Source organism: Bacillus xiamenensis (assembly GCF_000300535.1).
GTDB lineage: Bacteria > Bacillota > Bacilli > Bacillales > Bacillaceae > Bacillus > Bacillus xiamenensis.
This window is the reverse complement of the sequence record NZ_AMSH01000007.1, coordinates 28,746-45,945: the sequence shown is the minus strand read 5'-3', so window position 1 is coordinate 45,945 and position 17,200 is coordinate 28,746. Positions and strand designations below refer to the sequence as shown.

The window sequence follows — 17,200 nt, the reverse complement described above, 5'->3', positions numbered from 1 at the left end:
TCAAGGCAGACATTGTAAAGTAGGTTGCCTTGAGGCGGTTATTTTTTCGGTGTGCTGTCGTCCATTTTCAGCACGGCCATAAATGCTTCTTGCGGGACTTCTACAGAGCCCACTTGCTTCATGCGCTTTTTCCCTTCTTTTTGCTTCTCAAGAAGCTTTCTTTTCCGGGAAATATCTCCACCATAACACTTCGCAAGTACGTTTTTACGCATTGCTTTAATAGTGGATCGAGCAACAATTTTTTGACCAATCGCTGCCTGAACAGGTACTTCAAAGTGCTGGCGCGGAATCAGTTCTTTTAGCTTTTCTACAATGATCTTTCCTCGTTCATACGCGTAATCACGGTGAACAATAAAGGAAAGCGCATCGATCTTTTCACCATTGAGCATGATGTCCATTTTCACGAGAGTGGATGGGCGATAGCCAATTAGCTCGTAATCAAAGGACGCATACCCTTTTGTATTAGACTTTAGCTGATCAAAGAATTCGTATACGATCTCAGCCAAAGGAATTTCATAAACAATGCTGACGCGGTTCGCATCAAGATATTGCATATCAATGAAATGACCGCGCTTTCCTTGGCAAAGCTCCATAACAGAACCTACATAATCATTCGGCACCATCATCGTCGCTTTCACGTACGGTTCTTCAATTCGCTCAATCTTTTGCGGATCAGGCAAATTAGACGGGTTATCTACGACGATTTTTTCTCCATCTGTCATATACACATCGTAAATAACACTTGGCGCCGTCGTAATGAGGTCAATTTTAAATTCACGCTCAATCCGTTCTTGGATGATTTCCATATGAAGCATACCGAGGAAACCGCAGCGGAAACCGAAGCCAAGTGCTTGGGATGTCTCTGCCTCATATTGAAGGGAAGAATCATTTAATTCAAGCTTTTCTAACGCTTCACGCAAGTCATTGTATTTCGCTGTGTCAATTGGATAAAGTCCGCAGTATACCATTGGGTTTAGCTTTCTGTATCCAGGCAGTGCTTCTTTTGCAGGGTTTTCTGCACTTGTAATCGTATCCCCTACACGTGTATCACCGACATTTTTAATGGCAGCTGTCAAATAGCCAACATCTCCAACAGTCAGTTCGTCTGTTGGCATTGCTTTTGGTGTGAATACGCCGACCTCAAGCACTTCAAATTCTTTGCCTGTCGCCATCATCTTGATTTTCTGGCCGGGTTTTACCGTCCCTTCGACAATTCGTATGTAAGCAATGACGCCGCGATACGCATCGTAGAGGGAATCAAAAATAAGGGCTTGAAGCGGTGCTTCTGGGTCTCCAGTTGGTGCGGGCACCTTTTCGACGATTTGTTCTAAAATATCCTCGATCCCAATCCCCGCCTTAGCAGAGGCCAGAACTGCTTCAGATGCATCCAAGCCGATGACATCTTCAATTTCTTGTCTTACACGCTCAGGCTCTGCACTCGGCAGATCAATTTTATTGATAATCGGTAGAATTTCTAAGTTGTTATCAAGAGCTAAATAAACGTTCGCAAGTGTTTGTGCTTCGATGCCTTGTGCTGCATCCACAACAAGAATTGCCCCTTCACAAGCAGCCAGGCTTCGGGATACTTCATAGGTGAAGTCGACATGCCCTGGTGTATCAATCAGGTGCATAATATATTCTTCTCCATCCTTGGCCTGATATTTCAGCTGGACAGAGTTTAATTTAATCGTAATGCCGCGTTCACGCTCTAAGTCCATGGAATCAAGTAATTGTTCTTTCATTTCTCGTTGAGTAATCGCCGCTGTTTTTTCCAAAATACGGTCCGCCAATGTGGATTTGCCATGGTCAATATGGGCGATAATGGAGAAATTCCGAATTCTTGATTGCCGTTCTAATCGTTTTTCTTTATCTGTCACAATCTATCACTCCTACTATAAAACGCGGGTTGCGCTAGGTTAGATTATATCAATAGGGCTGTAAAGATTCAATCGAAATCAAGAAAAGCCGCTCATCGGTTAGCGGCTTTCATGAAAAGGTGTGTAATCTTATGAAATTCACTGTTTATTTCCCATTCACCCAATCATAAAGAGAACGGGCTGCATGGGTCATGCCATCAGATAAAGCTTTCCCTGCCTTAGAGAAGGCATTAAAGCTCTCCATTTCTTCAAGCTGCTTTTGCTTTTCTGCTAAATCCTTTTCTGTCACAGCTGTTCCTAAAATAGAGGCTTCTTTTTCTTGATCGTCATTCATGTGAATCGTGAAGGCCCCTTTTAATTGTGGATCATGGTAGCCCTTCATTTGAAGCATGCCATTATTGGCTTGCTGCATTCCTAAAAAGACGCCAAACAGCAATACCAACCCTAAAATAATGGTTTTTCCGATAAATGAGCCCATGCCCTGCACCACCTTAAGACCGTTTTTTCTCATCCTTTGCTTTGCCGTTTACCTTTTCTGCGTCCCAGAAAATCTCACTGAACACATCAGCTGCTGCGTCAGATGCATTTTTCAATTCTTCCATATTATTATCCACACCGCCAAATTCTAAAAGAAGGGCTTTGTCAGATAAGTCTTGATTATAGATTCCATTATCACCAATTTCTCCTTTGGCAAACACTCCGACGCTGAGACCTTTATATTTTTTCTCCATCAAATGGTGGAACTCCGTCGCCAGCTTTAAGTTTTTCTCATAGCTTTGATTCTTCTTCCCAACAACAAACGCTATCCGTGCATATTTCTTGCCTTTGATCTCTACTGTGGTATCTTTCTTTCTTCTTGAATCACGGTGAATATCTATTAAATAGTTGAGGTCCTCATTTTTAGCGAGGGCTTCTTTTACAACCAGTCTCGATTCATTATACGATTGCGGATACTTTAACCCTTTTTGCAGCAGTCTTTTTTCAATTTCCGTTTTATCGACTGTGTTGCCGATTCCTTGCTGGTCGAGCGCTTTACCAAACATGTCGCCGACAAGGGTGACGTTCACTTTTGAGTGCCGCGCATTGTTTGGATTTGTCTCTCCTTTTAGAAATGGTAAATATGATTCCGTATTATGTGTGTGATAAATGTACACAGCTTTTCGTTTTCCTGTAGATCGGTCCGGCTCTTTCGCAGGCTTTTTCGGCTCATCCTCATCAAGCTTGTCCAGCTCAGCCAAATTTGCCTCTTTTTCATCTTTGATGACTTCACTTGGCGGCGGCGATTCCATTGGCATATTCGTATAGTCTGTCCCTTCACCCGCTAAAATGATTTTTGTATCAAAATGTTCAAAGCCCGGCAGCTCTCTTCCTAGAAAACTGCGAGGATCTTCTAAATTGATACTTGTGGCAAGCTTGAGTGACAGCCCAGAGAAATTGAATCCTTTCTGATCTTCTGGGACCGCTGAGGCGAAATATTGGTTTTCCATGCCCATTAGGGTCGCAAAGAATGCCCCTGACAGCTCATCTGCCACACCATATAATGACGCTTGAGGTCTAAGCTCAGGTTTTAAAGACGTCAAAGACCCTGACATGACAAACACAACCACAAGAGAGGCAATAAACAAGAAAATACTCTTCACTACTTTCGTTCCATTAATCGCAACAACCAACTGTCGAGGACGGCGGGGTCTTTTTTTCATGATTTACTCCCTCCAGCACGCTTTCTAGTAATTACACTATGAGCGAGCTAGAGAAAGTAGAACCGTTTAATGATTATAAGAACCCATGTTATCTTGAGAGATTTTTTGATGAAGCGCTGTATTTAATCCATTGGCGAGTACGTTCGCCATGTCATCAATGAATGTATCGACTTCCTTCGGTGTGACCATTAGATTTTGTCCAAGCGGTGCAAGCACTTCATGGATCAACTGTCTTTTTTCTTCTTCAGGCAGCGTTCCTACTATGCCTAAAAAGGATTGACGCGTTTCTTCGTCTGGTAAGTCTTCTTCATTCAGCACTTTTTTCTTCCCAAATGTCAAACCAGCTGGTACTAAAGATCGGGAAGGTCTATCATCTTTCAGTTCTCTACCAAAATGCTTTAAGACATAATCAATCGTGTCACTTGCGATCGTTACTGCATCAACCACGGTCGGAACACCAATCGCAATGACTGGAATGCCCAATGTGTCTTTGCTTAATTCCTTGCGCTTATTCCCTACACCCGATCCTGGATGTATACCTGTATCAGAGATTTGAATCGTCGTATTCACCCGTTCCACCGCACGGGCAGCCAGTGCATCTATGGCGATCACAAAATCCGGTTTGGATCGTTCAATCACACCTTGTATAATGTCACTTGTTTCTATACCCGTCAGTCCCATGACGCCAGGTGATAAAGAAGACACAGGTCGATAGCCTTCCTGCACATTTTCAGGCTGTAATTCAAATAAATGCCGCGTCACCAGCAAGTTTTCAACTGTGAGCGGCCCTAAAGCATCAGGCGTGACATTCCAGTTTCCGAGTCCCACAACAAGACAGCTCGCATCTGCCTGAATGCCGCGGTCTTTTAAAAACTGAGCAAAATGATGGGCAAAGACTTCGACCACTTTTTCTTGCATCTCAGAATCCTTCTCGCGAATTCCCTGCGCTTCAAGCGTTAAGTATGTACCCGCCTTTTTCCCTGTCAGTTCCTCTCCTTCTTTCGTGATTTCCACAGTACGTATGCGGATGCCATGCTCTTCCTTTTCCTTCTCGACAATTCCTTGAATACCGTCCTTTTTGACGACATTCGGATCGTTCTCTTGTTCTAGTATCTCTTTTGTTTCAACGGCCAAATCGGTCCGGATTTGATATGCGCTTAAATCGAGTTTCTGTTTCTTCATGAAAAAGCTCCTTCCACCAAGTCATTAACTGTAGTCTTTCCATCTCTTTCAAGAAACATTCGAGCGCTTCATCAATGAAAAATACTTTACATTTATATTGCATTCTAAAGGTGTGTTTGATAGAATACAATTTGTTCTATTGTGAAGATTTAACCTTAAGACAATTGTGTTTAGGTTGTATCTTAGGAGGTGAAACACATGCCAAATATTAAATCAGCGATCAAACGTACAAAAACGAATAACGAACGCCGTGCACACAACGCAACGATCAAGTCTGCGATGCGTACTGCGATTAAACAAGTTGAAGCTTCTGTCGCTAAGAACGATGCTGAGCAAGCAAAAGCTGCTCTTTCTTCTGCTGCAAAACGCATTGACAAAGCCGTTAAAACTGGTCTTGTACACAAAAACGCAGCTGCGCGTTATAAATCAAGACTTGCTAAACAAGTAAACGGACTTTCTGCATAATAATTGCAACGCCTCAGTCATGAGGCACCTGTTTAACTGTACGTCCGTCCTGACCGGCTTAGCCATAAGGACAGACTGGCAATTATACATCTAAACAAAAACGACCCTCTTTTCAGAAGGTCGTTTTTTTATATTCTCATGCCCCTAATAAGCGAAGCAGGAACAATTCTAATAACAGCTGCTTGTCCTTTTTGCCCGTTTTCATTTCATAATCAATCGTGGAAAGCTCTTTGACGATGCGCTTGAGCTCTTCTTCTGAAAACAAACTCGCTTGATCCATAGCGAGTTTGACCCGGAATGGATGGACTTTCAGGTTTGACGCAATTTGTTTTTGCCCATATCCCTGCTGAGCAAAGTACTTCGTTTGCAGAATTAATCGAAATTGATTTGAAATGAGTGCCAATATTTTGATGGGTTCCTCATTTTGCTTTAGGAGGTCATAAAACATTTGCATAGCTTCAGAACGGCGCCTGTTCACGATTTGGTTGATCAGTTCGAAAATATTCTGCTCCAGACTTCGTGCAACGAGCTGATTGACATCAGCCAGCTCAATTTCCTCCCGCTCTCCAATATATGTACTGAGCTTCCGGACCTCTTGGAAAAGGGAGGACAGACTTCCACCACATAACATCACAAGCTGTTCTGCCGCTTCGGCTGTGATTGTTTTTCCTTCTGTTTTCACCAATGTGATGGTAAAATCAGTCGTTTCTTTAGGATTTAACTCTTTCGCCTCGACCACAGCTGCTTTCTTTTTCAGTAATTTCGTGATTTTCTTACGTTCATCCAGTTTTTCATAAGGTGCTAATAAGACAAGAATGGTGTAAGGAGCTGGCTTTTCTAAATAAGCTTCTAATACAGAAAGCTGATGCTCTATTTTTTCCTTTTTCTTTTCTGCTGTCAGAAAATAAGGATTCTTGATCACCACAAGACGTCGTTCTCCCATAAACGGAAATGTTTCGGCGTCCGTCACAGCCTGCTCAAGCGGCACCTCTTCCATATCAAAAACCGAGTAGTTAAAATCCTTCGTTTCTTCGTCGACCACAGCTTGTCTCAATTTAGCAGCTGTCTCTTGCAATAAGTATGTTTCTTTTCCATATAAGCAATAAACGGGATGGATATCCCCTTTTTTAAAATTGTTCCATATCTCAAAGACCATTCGCTCGAATCCCTCTCTTTCACTTCCTCCTCTATCCTAAAGTGTGTGGAGACATTAGTAAAGAGGAAGCTGAAAGTGCCGCCTCCTCATTTATAGTAAACGTCTCACGTAAGCTCCCGGGTCAGCTCACAGTCAGACGATATTCACAAAATGATCATGAAAATGGAAAACGGTTACTTTGCCTTCTAGCAATTCCAAATGAGTTCAAGTATACTAAAATTAGCCAGGAGGGATGAAAATGAATGAATTTGAAAAGAATGTTCAAAGCAAGCGGAATGATGTGACCGACTCAGCTGTTGGTTTTATCGTCACATTCGGATTTTTCGCCTCAATGTTTATTTTGGCAACAGTTATACACCTTGTTGGATCTTAACTACATGAATGCAAGATGACTGCCGTTTTGGCAGTTTTTTTATTGATTTTGTAAGATATCATATGGAGGATGAGCGTAAAATGTTCCATCCTCTTCAAGAAATTCATAGGTCACACTTCCAGCGATATCTGTACGATACACCTTTGTTTGATGATCGTTGAGTTTTTTCAAGACTTCTTGATGAGGATGCTGATACCGATTTCGTTCACCTGCTGAAATCAGTGCAAATGACGGCTTCAATTGCTGAAGCCATTCTTCACTTGTTGAGCCTTTACTCCCGTGATGGGCAACCTTCAAGACATCTGCTCGCAGCTGGGGATACGCTTTTATGATTTCTCGTTCCCCTTCTTGTTCAAGATCACCCGTGAATATAAAACGCTTTCCGCCAAGAGTAAGGGCGAGAACAAGTGAATCATTATTTTTACTCGTCACCCGATCATTTGCCGGATGAAGAACCTCCATTACTTGTCCTCCAATCCTCAGCTGATCTCCTCTCTCTAATTCATCAACAGGTATCCCTTGATCAGCCGCTTCCGCTAACAGCTTTGCATCTTCCGGACTTCGGGCAAAGCCTTTTGGAACTGCAAGCCGCTTTACTTTATTTCGCTTCATTAACCGCATCGCTTCTCCCATATGGTCTTGATCGGCATGTGTGAGAATGAGAAGATCAAGTTTTGCTATTCCTTTTGCATGCAAGAACGGGATAAGCGTTTGATCACCGATCGTAGATACTTTTCGTCTTTTTTTCCACGGCTCTTCTTTAAAAGAAAGTCTGCCTCCTGTGTCTATTAATATATGCCCCGCTCGATAAGGGAGCTGAATAAACAAACTATCCCCTTGCCCTACATCCAGCATCGTGACCTCTCCTTTTTGAAGAAAGTTTGGAGTGAAATAGTGTACACCGAGTGCACCAATGAGAAAAAGAAGCGGCACAGCATAAGATTTGATGGAAGTTTTACATTCAAGCACAAATAATAGAAAAATAATAGAGGAAACCTCTAGGAGAACGTGCCACCAAGTAGATTTCATAAAGATCAGGGTGAGACCATCATAAGAAGCCATATGCGCTGACAGCTGATGACTAAACCGGATCACCGAATCAAGCAGCTGAAACAAAGTTTGACCAAGCGGAAGATAAATCAAAGACAAAAGGAAAAAGAGTAAAGACAGAGGCATGACAACGATTGTATAAAAAGGCACAAAAATCATATTCAAAGGAACACTCAGCAAGGAAAATTGCTGAAAGTAATATAAAAGAACAGGAAGTGAGGCAAGCTGTGCAATAAAGGAAATGAGGAATAACTGCATCACCGAACTTTTCGCTTTTGATAAAATTCTTGTGGATAATAAAATGAAAAATGTCACCACAAATGAAAGCTGAAAACCGACATCAAATAAATAAAGTGGCTGAATAGCCAATAAAAGCAAAAATGGCACGCTTAAGACCACCGCAGAAGGCTGTTTCATTTCTTTTGGCAGGCTTGTGATGACCAAATAGATCCCTGCCATGAGACAAGCTCTCAAAACGGACGGCGCAGCACCTGTCAAACAAGCATAAACCGGAAGAAAGCATAATAACAGAATACGCGCTGTCTCTCTTGTCACGCCAACGCGGAGCAAACACCAAAACAGGCAGGCGAGCAGCGTTTGAACATGAAGTCCTGAGATGGCTAATAAGTGAATGATGCCAAGCATTTGATAATCTCTTAATGTGTCAGGATCAATCAATTCACGGTCTCCAAAAATGAGCGCCTGTACAATTCCTACAGAGCTGTTAGGAACAAGGTTTTCAAGAAATCTTAGCCCTTTCTGTCTTAAGACCGAGAGCACATGTGAAGGGCTGTCATGTTTTGTGCAGCTTTTAATAGACTTTGGCAAGAAAACAGCATCAATGCCTTTTGTTTTTAGAAATTGATCATATTGAAACCCGTTAGGTATGGTGGCGTGTTTAGGTAATCGAACATCACCTGACATATGACAGCTCATTCCCGGCACCACGCTATTTAGCGCATCTTTTTCATACTCCGTTTGAATTGTATAAAAAGCGGCTAATCGCTCATCTTCTGTTGAAACAGTTGCTGAAAAACGATTGCCATCTATTTTCGGAATGCTTTCAATCACTACTGAACCAGAAAATGATTTTTCTTGTGCGGTATGATTCGCTTCAAGAGACTGATGAACCATAAACATGAGTGTATAAATCGTTCCACACAAGCTAACGATTAGAAAAAGCTGGGGTGTTTTTTTGAGCAAGCTGATTAGGAGAAAAACAAGAAGAAAAAGAAAAAAATACACATGAAGATGACATGCGGCCAGAGCAATTCCAGCAGCTGCTGAAATCGCCCCGAACGGCAAATACTTAAACATAGGAAGTAAATAATTGATTCGCCTTTTCATGCATTTGTCGAATTTCTGTTTCACTAAGTCCTGATTCACTTAGTTTGCCAATTAAATCCGCAACAAAGGCTAATTTTTCTTGGTTTTTTAAGTCAATGATCATTTCATCTAGTTCAACCTGTTCCGTTTGAACTCCGGCCTGCTCGAATAAATCGACAGCATAAGGATGATTTTTATAATCCTTCGCATAATACACTGTTCGAATACCTGCTTGAATAATCGCTTTACAGCACTGCAAACAAGGAAAGTGCGTCACATAGATTTCAGCATCTGCCGTTGGTGCACCAAATTTGGCACATTGCAAAATGGCGTTCATCTCCGCATGAATTGTGCGAACGCAGTGATGATCTATCACATAGCATCCTACATCTGCACAGTGCACATCACCGGCAATGGAGCCATTGTATCCTCCTGCAATGATGCGCTTATCTCTTACGATGGTGGCCCCGACAGCTAACCGCTCACAGGTGCTTCGCAAAGCAAGCAAATGGCTTTGCGCCATAAAATATTGATTCCATGAAATTCTCTCCACGAGCTGATCCCTCCAGAATGATGTATGGTATTAAGTGTACATGCCTTTCTTCTATACCGTCAATTCTACTTGACCGTCAGTTGATTTTTCAGCCGTTCGATGGTCTTCTCGCCAAAACCCGAAATGTTCCGCAAATCTTCAATTTGTTGAAATTCTCCATGTTCTTCTCTATACGCAATGATGGCTTCTGCTTTGGCTGGACCTATCCCATTAATGGTCTGCAACTCCGCTGCATCAGCTTGATTCACATTCACAACTTGACTCATTTCATTTTTTGATGAATTTCCTGATGAAGTGTCTGCTGCTGCCGGCTGCATTTGCCTGCCTTCTTCTCCCTGCTTTCGTACATAAATCATCATACTGTCCTGTAATTTTGCGGCTTGATTGATGTCAAACGTATCCGCCTTACGAGTAAAGCCTTCTGCTCTTTTAATCGCATCTTCAACCCGATCCTCAGGTCGAAACGAATATACACCCGGTTTTCTTACAGCTCCTTTCACCTCCACTACAATGGATGATGACTCATTTTCTGCACTCTCCTGCTTGTCTTCTAATGTGATTGACATGTCTTTTGTTTCCTTCAACACACTCGGCTCAGCGCTGTTTTCTTTTTTTCCTGCTAAAAATAAAAAGCTGATGATGGCAGCGATAATAATTGCCGCTGCGACATAGAGTCTGTATTTTTTCAATAGAATGAGTCCTTTCACTTGCTCACGCTTCTTTCAATCATATTTTCCTACTGCTTCACATACTGTTTAGAAGATAACAGATCCTATGCGTCTAAGGAGGGAGAACGTTTGAATATCGGGTTAATCGGTACAGGAAACATGGGTACCATACTTACTGAGGCATTTATTGAATCGAAGGCAGTCAATCCCTCATCCATCACCATTACAAATCGGACCATCGAAAAAGCGTTCAATATAAAAAAGAATCACCCAGAGGTCGAAGTGACGAAACAGCTTTCAGGAGCTGTAACAGATAAAGATTTCATCTTTGTTTGTGTCAAACCACTTGATATTTATCCGCTTTTAAAAGAACTGAGCCCACTTTTAAAAGAACAGCAAACCATTGTCATCATTACAAGTCCGGTTCATCCTGAACAGCTTCAAGACATTGTTCCTTGTCAAACAGCCAGACTGATCCCAAGCATCACCAACCGCGCGTTATCAGGCGCATCACTTTTAACATTTGGTTCATCATGCAATGTCACGACAAAAGCAGCGCTCAGACAACTCGCTTGCCGCATTTCAACACCAATCGAAATTCATCATTCAATCACACGGGCAGCCTCAGATATTGTCAGCTGCGGTCCTGCCTTTATTAGCTTTCTTGTTCAGAAAATGATTGAAGCCGCTGTTGAAGAAACGGATATTTCAAAAGAGGAAGCCACCACCTTATCAGAAGACATGCTTGTAGGACTTGGCCGTTTGATTGAAAAAAGAGTGTATACCCTTCCGGCCCTGCAGGACAAAGTGTGTGTGAAAGGCGGCGTCACAGGTGAGGGCATTAAAGCACTTGAAGCAGGTGTTCAAGATATGTTTCACCGGCTTTTTCAAAACACCCATGAAAAGTTCGATGAAGATCTTGAAGCGGTTGCGCATCAATACCCGCCAAGTGTGTTTACTGATGATCGCAGAAATTAGTGACCTTTGCAACAAACGAAAAAAGGGTTTTAAAAAACCATCGTTCCACTAAACGATGGTTTTTGGTTTCTTAGCCGAAATAAAATATCTTTCGGCGAATTCCTGAGGTGCTTCATTTGTAAAATCAGCAGTCACTTCAATCTTTTCAAAGCCAGCTGACTCAAGAAACGCTGCATAAGTCTCAAATGGAAATGTACGCTGTTCATGCGTCTCATCATAACGCTGATACACGTCTCCGTCCTTTACAAAAAAACTTAAATCATGAATGACCGAATACATGGCATCCCCTTTATCACTCTGCCAAATGTAGCTGATCTCTTCATCTTGATCTGCGAAGGTAGAGCCAGGGAATACCTCTTCCATTTTATAAGGGGTATGAACGTCAAAGAGTAAAACCCCACCTGCCTCTAAAAGCTGAAACATGTTTTTAAAGGTTTTTTTGACGTCATTTTCGTTTTTTAAGTAGTTCAATGAATCACAGCAAATAACCGCTGCTTGAAAGGCTTGTTCAAAGCCCGTAAGCTCTCTCATATCCTGATGTAAAAATTGAATCGACTGCTTGTGAGCCTGTGCTTTTTGCTGCGCAAATGCCAGCATCTCTTCGCTTAAGTCAATTCCTGTAACCATGTGGCCTTTTTCAGCTAACCGCAGAGATATCTCTCCAGTTCCACAGCCTACATCAATGATGGTACTATTCGGCTTGATATACTGCTGTATCCACTGAACCCATTCATCATAAGGTGCATGTGTCATGAGCTCATCATACACACCTGCAAACCCTTGATAAATCATGAATTAATGCCAAGTGAAAGCGTTTCTCTCGGCGCATCTCCCCATAACTTTTCTAGGTTATAGTATCCTCTTTCTTCCTTGTGGAACACATGAGCAATGACATCTCCTAAATCAATCAATACCCATCTTGCCTCATCAAAGCCTTCCATCTTTTTGACTTCGATGCCGCCTTCTTCTGCAAGATGTTTTACTTCTCTTGCAATGGCCTGGACTTGTTTGTCAGAATTCCCGTGACAAATGAGAAAATAATCTGCAACAAGTGAGATTCCTTGCATATTCAGGGCAATAATGTCCTCTGCCCGCTTATCATCGCATGCTCCTGCTGCGATGTTTAAAATTGATGATGCATCCATCAAAATTCCTCCTTAGTTGTTCTTATGCACAAGCGAGTTATAAGTAGCAAGTGTATCTGGAAAGATTGGCTGATTCTTTTTCATTAAAAAGCTGATTGTGTTTTTTAATGCTTGAATCAGGGCAAGATCCAAATCATGCTCTGCTAACTCTCTTACTTCTTCTACACCAGGAAAATGACGTCCTGGCTCTATATAGTCAGCAACATAAATGACTTTTTCAAGCAATGTCATGTTTGGTCTGCCGGACGTATGAAATTCAATCGCAGTTAAGATGTCCTGGTCGTCAATTCCAGCTTCTTTTTTGACCAAATATGCACCGACGGGGGCATGCCAAAGCTCGGGGGAATAATCAAGCAATAAAGGGTTCATCTGCTCCTGCTGGATGATGCCCTTCATTTCTTCCTTTGGTCTGAATTTGGCATAATCATGAAAAATAGCGGCCATCTCTGCTTTTTTCACATCTGCACCAAATCGTTCCGCTAATGAAATGGCTGTATCCATGACCCCAAGTGTATGTGTATACCTATGCTCAGTTAACTGTTCTTTGACACAGTTTAATGCTTCTTCACGATTCATATAAATGATGCTCCTTTATATAACGCTCAACAGCTTTCGGGATCAAATAATCGACAGGTTTCCCCTGCTTCATTCGCTGCCTAATCAATGTCGATGATACATCAAATGCTGGAACATCTGCAAACAAAAGAGGATACGTCGTACTTCCTACATAACCTGGTCTTTTCATCCCAATGAAGGTGATCATCTGAAGCAACTCATCAATTCGGTGCCATTTCGGCAAATTATCGACCATGTCCGCTCCAATCATAAAAAAGAACTCCTCTTCAGGATGATGCTTCTTTAACAGCTCCACGGTATCTACTGTATAAGAAGGGCCCTCTCGCTCCATTTCAATAAGCTCGATTCGAAAATGTGGATTTGACTGAATCGCTTTTTCCACCATTTTCACGCGATGATGACTATCTGCTCGTTTTTTGCCCGTTTTATGCGGAGGCTTGTGATTTGGGATAAACCAAATTTCATCAAGACCTACTTGGAAACGCACCTCACTTGCCATCAGCAGATGCCCGTTATGCGGGGGATCAAACGTACCGCCGAACAACCCTATTTTTTTCATATCATATCCACCTTTACGGCAGCTTAATTTGTTTATTTTCCTTAGATTCTTTGTACAGGACAATCACATTTCCGATCGTTTGAACGAGTTCAGCCTTTGCGCCTTTTACAAGTGCTTTTGCGACCTCTGTTTTGTCCTCGTCGCAGTTTTGCAATACGCTCACTTTCAAAAGTTCTCTTGCTTCAAGCGCCTCGGAAATTTGCTTGACCATATTGTCATTTACCCCGCCTTTTCCCACTTGAAAAATAGGGGATAAATGATGTGCTTGTGCACGTAAAAAACGTTTTTGCTTACCTTTTAACATGGTGTTCCTCCTAGTTTCTCTATGACAATTGACTTCATTTTTCTGGCGTCAGGCGTGATGCCCGTCCACAGTTCAAAGGCTCTTGCCGCTTGACCGACAAACATACCAACCCCATCTACTGTTTTCAAACCTAACCCGGCTGCTTCACTAAGCAGCTTTGTTTCTATTGGATTATACACAATATCACAAACGACCGCTGTTTTCTTTGCTTTTGTTAAAGAAATTGGGGTTTCTTCAACATTCGGGTACATCCCGATTGAGGTTGTGTGGATGATGACATCATAATTCCCGAGCCGTTCTTCTGCTTGATTTAATGGGATAGCACTTGATGTGATTTTCCCTTCAGCACTTTCAATTAATGACTCAGCTTTTTCAATGGTGCGGTTGGTGATGTCAAAGCTTTTCGGAGCATATTCAGCCATTGTCATATAAATCGCTCTTGCCGCTCCGCCAGCACCGATCATAAGAAATGACAGCTCTGATAACGGCTGATCTAAAGCTTCAAGCAATGAATGAAGAAAGCCTTCTCCATCTGTATTGTATCCAACAAGCTGACCTTTTTCGAGACGCACAGTATTGACTGCACGCAGGCGTTCAGCTGTTACATCAATTTTGTCAAGGTACTGCATGATCTCCACCTTGTGCGGGACAGTGACATTAAAACCGCTGATTCCTAAGGCTTTCATGCCGCTGACGGCATCTGCAAGATCGTGTTCTTCTACTTGAAAGCCATGATAATGCCCATCAATTCCAGCATCCTTTAATGCTGCGTTATGAATATCTGGAGACATTGAATGGCCAACAGGGTAACCGATTAATCCGTATAAAGGTTTCAAGGTCTCTCCCCCTTTGAACTTTTAAATTAACGAACGTCTCATAAACACATGAACGCCTTTTGGCGCATAGACTTTGATTTGCTTTCCTGCATCATTCGCTGTCACCCAGCCTAGTCCTGAAAAGACAATGTCCGTTTTCGGCTGATCAATGGTAAAGGTGTGCGGAACGAGCGGCGGAAAATCTTCCATTCCCTCTTTTGACGGCGGTGAAAGCAGCTCTCCTGCATGCTTTTCATATAAGTCATCTGCGTTCTCCAGCTTTGTCCGGTGAATGTTGAGCTCGTTTGGCATGTAGCAGACAAATGAGGTTCTGCCGCCTTTTACATAATCAAATCGAGCGAGCCCGCCAAAGTAAAGCGTTTGAGCTTCATTTAACTGGAACGTTCTCGGCTTTAATTCTTTTTTCGGCGTTAAAATTTTCAAATCGTTTTTGTCCACATAATGCGCCATTTGATGACGATTGATGATGCCCGGCGTATCAAATAACGCTGACCCGTCATCAAGCGGAATCTCAATGGCATCAAGTGTTGTCCCCGGGTATTGGGATGTGGTGATCACATTCTCTTCCCCAGACACCTCTTTAATGATTCGATTAATAAATGTTGATTTTCCGACGTTCGTACAGCCGACAACATAGACATTTCTCCCGTCGCGGTAATGGTCGATTGCTTCCATCACCTCAGGCACACCTTGTCCTCTGCTTGCACTGATTAAGAATACATCAATTGGGTTTAATCCGTTTTCTTTTGCTTCCCGCTTCATCCATTGAACAAGACGGTCCTTTTTCACGGATTTCGGTAATATATCTACTTTGTTGCCGACAAGCAAAATCGGATTACCACCGACAATACGGCTCAGCCCATTGATCCAGCTTCCGTTAAAGTCAAAAATATCAACGACCTTCACAATTAAAGAATCGGTCTCGCCAATGCTGTGTAAAATATTTAAAAAGTCGTCTTCGGTTAATGACACATCCTGAATTTCATTGTAGTTCTTTAACCTAAAACAGCGCTGGCAGATCACATCTTCTTTCAATAGAGATGCTGCCGGCGCATATCCTAATTGATCTTTATTTTCCGTCTGAATGGCTACACCGCAGCCAATACAAACAACCTTTTCCATTATTACTCTTCCTCCCACTGAATGTGGCCCTTACGCTTTAAGGCTCCTAAAATTCTGCGTTCAATCTGCCTGTTAAACTTCGTGAAAAATCCGTCCGACGCCGCAACAGGAACAACCAAAATCGTATGGAAGCCATGTCTGTTCCCGCCAAGCACATCTGTCATAAGCTGATCCCCAATGACAACCACATCTTCTTTTTTCAATTGCATATCAGCAACTGCCTTATTAAAAGCTCGTCCCATAGGCTTTCTCGCTTTATAAATAAACGGAATGTGCACCGGCTCAGAAAAAAGCTTGACCCTTTTTTCGTTATTGTTCGATACAATCGTCACTTGTATCCCGTGATCTTTCATCTCTTGAAACCATTCAATTAAACGCGGGGTCGCACTTGGGCGGTCCCATTCGACTAGTGTGTTATCTAAATCGGTAATAATGCCTTTCACATTTCGTTCTTTTAGTTTTTGCGGTGAAATGTGGAAAATACTTTTCACAAATTCATCTGGTAAGAAATACTTCTTTAGCACAGTTTGCACCCTTTCTTCCTTTGGTTTTTCAGCGATCGTGTCGAATCAAATCATAATTTGTCTGTCTATCGAATACAATGAAAAAGTTTTCGACATATGATGAGGACCTTCAACAGGTGTGGATAATTTTACACACATTATCCACCTATATTTCATCACGCTTTCATTCAATTATAAACACTCTACCCACAAGTTATCCACTTACCCATGTGGATAACAGAACGATTGTTCTTGTTTCCCATTCATGGTAGATTAAAGGTACTTCAAAGACATTCGATCAACCTATGATGATATGTCTTTTCCTCAAGTTTTATGCCAACTTTTTCAGGGGAGGTGTTTTTCCCATCATATGGGTTTCTAGTATGAAAAAGCTGTCAGATGATTTACTTATAGAATCGTATTATAAAGCAAATGAAATGAACTTAAATCGTGACTTCATTGAATTAATTGAGACAGAAATGAAAAGACGTTCGCTCGGGCATATGCTCTCTGTTTCCTCTTAATTCCATATCACCAGGAACCATGCCTCCCGAGCACTCTCCTTTTTAAACTCAGGTGACTGATATTATATCACTTGCGCTATATGCTTACTACTATTTTCCGTAAAAAACACCCCTTCTAATCAAAGAAGAGGTGTCTTATTTGCAAGGCTGTTCATTCCAAAACCATAACCCTCCGCCTACGACCAAAATGACAACAAGGAATACAACAAGAAAAGCGTAACCGATTCCTGCTCCTTGAGCTGGATAAGGCGAACACGCAGGGTAAGGATAAGGACATCCCCACATATCAGTTACCTCCTTCTA

Annotated in this window: 21 protein-coding genes; 4 read left to right on the top strand and 17 right to left on the bottom strand. The window is 42.1% G+C overall.

What is annotated here, in order from left to right:
- Positions 1–38 precede the first annotated feature (38 nt).
- From lepA to gpr, 4 genes are all read right to left on the bottom strand, one after another.
- Positions 39–1,877 (bottom strand): translation elongation factor 4, encoded by a 1,839-nt coding sequence (lepA, locus tag BA1_RS04580; RefSeq protein WP_008356225.1) that lies wholly within the window; start codon positions 1,875–1,877, stop codon positions 39–41.
- Positions 1,878–2,022: 145 nt separating this feature from the next.
- Positions 2,023–2,355 (bottom strand): YqxA family protein, encoded by a 333-nt coding sequence (locus tag BA1_RS04575; protein WP_008356223.1) that lies wholly within the window; start codon positions 2,353–2,355, stop codon positions 2,023–2,025.
- Positions 2,356–2,368: 13 nt separating this feature from the next.
- Complete coding sequence (locus tag BA1_RS04570) at positions 2,369–3,577, bottom strand: stage II sporulation protein P (protein WP_008356221.1); 1,209 nt, start codon at positions 3,575–3,577, stop codon at positions 2,369–2,371.
- A gap of 66 nt (positions 3,578–3,643) precedes the next feature.
- On the bottom strand, positions 3,644–4,759 hold the full coding sequence (gene gpr / locus BA1_RS04565) for a GPR endopeptidase (protein ID WP_008356219.1): 1,116 nt from the start codon (positions 4,757–4,759) through the stop codon (positions 3,644–3,646).
- Between the two features lie 198 nt (positions 4,760–4,957).
- On the opposite strand from gpr, the gene rpsT reads away from it, so the two are divergent.
- Positions 4,958–5,224, top strand: coding sequence for a 30S ribosomal protein S20 (rpsT, locus tag BA1_RS04560; RefSeq protein WP_008356217.1), 267 nt, complete (start codon positions 4,958–4,960; stop codon positions 5,222–5,224).
- A gap of 136 nt (positions 5,225–5,360) precedes the next feature.
- Here the strand turns inward: rpsT and holA are convergent, their stop codons facing one another.
- A complete protein-coding gene (gene holA, locus BA1_RS04555; RefSeq protein WP_008356215.1) occupies positions 5,361–6,380 on the bottom strand; it encodes a DNA polymerase III subunit delta in 1,020 nt (339 codons plus the stop codon).
- 238 nt (positions 6,381–6,618) lie between these two features.
- Between holA and BA1_RS18515 the strand changes: the two genes are divergently transcribed.
- Positions 6,619–6,753 carry a YqzM family protein gene (locus BA1_RS18515; protein WP_008342491.1) on the top strand — a complete coding sequence of 45 codons (135 nt, stop codon included), beginning with the start codon at positions 6,619–6,621 and terminating at the stop codon, positions 6,751–6,753.
- Between the two features lie 39 nt (positions 6,754–6,792).
- On the opposite strand, the gene BA1_RS04545 is transcribed toward BA1_RS18515, so the two are convergent.
- The 3 genes from BA1_RS04545 to BA1_RS04535 all read right to left on the bottom strand — a co-directional run bounded on the left by BA1_RS04545 (position 6,793) and on the right by BA1_RS04535 (position 10,389).
- Positions 6,793–9,120 (bottom strand): DNA internalization-related competence protein ComEC/Rec2, encoded by a 2,328-nt coding sequence (locus tag BA1_RS04545; protein ID WP_008356213.1) that lies wholly within the window; start codon positions 9,118–9,120, stop codon positions 6,793–6,795.
- The gene (locus BA1_RS04540; RefSeq protein ID WP_008356210.1) at positions 9,113–9,682 is read right to left on the bottom strand and encodes a ComE operon protein 2; all 570 of its coding nucleotides are present in this window, start codon (positions 9,680–9,682) and stop codon (positions 9,113–9,115) included. Before BA1_RS04540 ends, BA1_RS04545 begins: the two co-directional genes overlap by 8 nt.
- A gap of 65 nt (positions 9,683–9,747) precedes the next feature.
- Complete coding sequence (locus BA1_RS04535; protein ID WP_008356208.1) at positions 9,748–10,389, bottom strand: helix-hairpin-helix domain-containing protein; 642 nt, start codon at positions 10,387–10,389, stop codon at positions 9,748–9,750.
- A 90-nt stretch (positions 10,390–10,479) separates the two neighbouring features.
- Between BA1_RS04535 and comER the strand changes: the two genes are divergently transcribed.
- Positions 10,480–11,328 (top strand): late competence protein ComER, encoded by an 849-nt coding sequence (comER, locus tag BA1_RS04530; protein ID WP_008356206.1) that lies wholly within the window; start codon positions 10,480–10,482, stop codon positions 11,326–11,328.
- A 48-nt stretch (positions 11,329–11,376) separates the two neighbouring features.
- Here comER and BA1_RS04525 read toward each other — a convergent pair whose 3' ends face one another.
- The 8 genes from BA1_RS04525 to BA1_RS04490 are packed head-to-tail and all read right to left on the bottom strand — an operon-like array spanning position 11,377 to position 16,394.
- Positions 11,377–12,120: a class I SAM-dependent DNA methyltransferase gene (locus tag BA1_RS04525; RefSeq protein WP_008356204.1), complete on the bottom strand. Its 744-nt coding sequence runs from the start codon at positions 12,118–12,120 to the stop codon at positions 11,377–11,379.
- Positions 12,117–12,473, bottom strand: coding sequence for a ribosome silencing factor (gene rsfS / locus BA1_RS04520; RefSeq protein ID WP_008342502.1), 357 nt, complete (start codon positions 12,471–12,473; stop codon positions 12,117–12,119). The genes BA1_RS04525 and rsfS overlap by 4 nt, the downstream gene beginning before the upstream one ends.
- Positions 12,474–12,485: 12 nt before the next feature.
- Positions 12,486–13,049 (bottom strand): bis(5'-nucleosyl)-tetraphosphatase (symmetrical) YqeK, encoded by a 564-nt coding sequence (gene yqeK / locus BA1_RS04515; RefSeq protein WP_008356201.1) that lies wholly within the window; start codon positions 13,047–13,049, stop codon positions 12,486–12,488.
- Positions 13,039–13,608, bottom strand: coding sequence for a nicotinate-nucleotide adenylyltransferase (locus BA1_RS04510; RefSeq protein ID WP_008356199.1), 570 nt, complete (start codon positions 13,606–13,608; stop codon positions 13,039–13,041). Before BA1_RS04510 ends, yqeK begins: the two co-directional genes overlap by 11 nt.
- 13 nt (positions 13,609–13,621) lie before the next feature.
- Positions 13,622–13,912, bottom strand: a complete 291-nt coding sequence (gene yhbY / locus BA1_RS04505; protein WP_008342507.1) for a ribosome assembly RNA-binding protein YhbY — start codon at positions 13,910–13,912, stop codon at positions 13,622–13,624.
- Complete coding sequence (gene aroE / locus BA1_RS04500) at positions 13,906–14,748, bottom strand: shikimate dehydrogenase (protein ID WP_008356196.1); 843 nt, start codon at positions 14,746–14,748, stop codon at positions 13,906–13,908. Before aroE ends, yhbY begins: the two co-directional genes overlap by 7 nt.
- A 21-nt stretch (positions 14,749–14,769) precedes the next feature.
- Positions 14,770–15,870 (bottom strand): ribosome biogenesis GTPase YqeH, encoded by a 1,101-nt coding sequence (gene yqeH / locus BA1_RS04495; RefSeq protein WP_008356193.1) that lies wholly within the window; start codon positions 15,868–15,870, stop codon positions 14,770–14,772.
- Between the two features lie 2 nt (positions 15,871–15,872).
- Positions 15,873–16,394, bottom strand: coding sequence for a YqeG family HAD IIIA-type phosphatase (locus BA1_RS04490; RefSeq protein WP_008356191.1), 522 nt, complete (start codon positions 16,392–16,394; stop codon positions 15,873–15,875).
- Between the two features lie 362 nt (positions 16,395–16,756).
- Between BA1_RS04490 and BA1_RS04485 the strand changes: the two genes are divergently transcribed.
- Positions 16,757–16,897: a sporulation histidine kinase inhibitor Sda gene (locus BA1_RS04485; RefSeq protein ID WP_003217327.1), complete on the top strand. Its 141-nt coding sequence runs from the start codon at positions 16,757–16,759 to the stop codon at positions 16,895–16,897.
- A gap of 135 nt (positions 16,898–17,032) precedes the next feature.
- On the opposite strand, the gene BA1_RS19255 is transcribed toward BA1_RS04485, so the two are convergent.
- Positions 17,033–17,182 (bottom strand): hypothetical protein, encoded by a 150-nt coding sequence (locus tag BA1_RS19255; protein WP_003217499.1) that lies wholly within the window; start codon positions 17,180–17,182, stop codon positions 17,033–17,035.
- Between the last annotated feature and the right edge of the window lie 18 nt (positions 17,183–17,200).

What these genes read in the sequence shown, in the direction of transcription:
- yqeK (WP_008356201.1), bottom strand. Translation starts at nt 13,049, where the DNA reads ATGAATCGTGAAGAAGCATTAAACTGTGTCAAAGAACAGTTAACTGAG.
- BA1_RS04510 (WP_008356199.1), bottom strand. Translation starts at nt 13,608, where the DNA reads ATGAAAAAAATAGGGTTGTTCGGCGGTACGTTTGATCCCCCGCATAAC.
- yhbY (WP_008342507.1), bottom strand. Translation starts at nt 13,912, where the DNA reads ATGTTAAAAGGTAAGCAAAAACGTTTTTTACGTGCACAAGCACATCAT.
- gpr (WP_008356219.1), bottom strand. Translation starts at nt 4,759, where the DNA reads ATGAAGAAACAGAAACTCGATTTAAGCGCATATCAAATCCGGACCGAT.
- BA1_RS04545 (WP_008356213.1), bottom strand. Translation starts at nt 9,120, where the DNA reads ATGTTTAAGTATTTGCCGTTCGGGGCGATTTCAGCAGCTGCTGGAATT.
- BA1_RS04485 (WP_003217327.1), top strand. Translation starts at nt 16,757, where the DNA reads ATGAAAAAGCTGTCAGATGATTTACTTATAGAATCGTATTATAAAGCA.
- BA1_RS04525 (WP_008356204.1), bottom strand. Translation starts at nt 12,120, where the DNA reads ATGATTTATCAAGGGTTTGCAGGTGTGTATGATGAGCTCATGACACAT.
- yqeH (WP_008356193.1), bottom strand. Translation starts at nt 15,870, where the DNA reads ATGGAAAAGGTTGTTTGTATTGGCTGCGGTGTAGCCATTCAGACGGAA.
- holA (WP_008356215.1), bottom strand. Translation starts at nt 6,380, where the DNA reads ATGGTCTTTGAGATATGGAACAATTTTAAAAAAGGGGATATCCATCCC.
- rsfS (WP_008342502.1), bottom strand. Translation starts at nt 12,473, where the DNA reads ATGGATGCATCATCAATTTTAAACATCGCAGCAGGAGCATGCGATGAT.
- BA1_RS04570 (WP_008356221.1), bottom strand. Translation starts at nt 3,577, where the DNA reads ATGAAAAAAAGACCCCGCCGTCCTCGACAGTTGGTTGTTGCGATTAAT.
- BA1_RS18515 (WP_008342491.1), top strand. Translation starts at nt 6,619, where the DNA reads ATGAATGAATTTGAAAAGAATGTTCAAAGCAAGCGGAATGATGTGACC.
- BA1_RS04575 (WP_008356223.1), bottom strand. Translation starts at nt 2,355, where the DNA reads ATGGGCTCATTTATCGGAAAAACCATTATTTTAGGGTTGGTATTGCTG.
- BA1_RS19255 (WP_003217499.1), bottom strand. Translation starts at nt 17,182, where the DNA reads ATGTGGGGATGTCCTTATCCTTACCCTGCGTGTTCGCCTTATCCAGCT.
- rpsT (WP_008356217.1), top strand. Translation starts at nt 4,958, where the DNA reads ATGCCAAATATTAAATCAGCGATCAAACGTACAAAAACGAATAACGAA.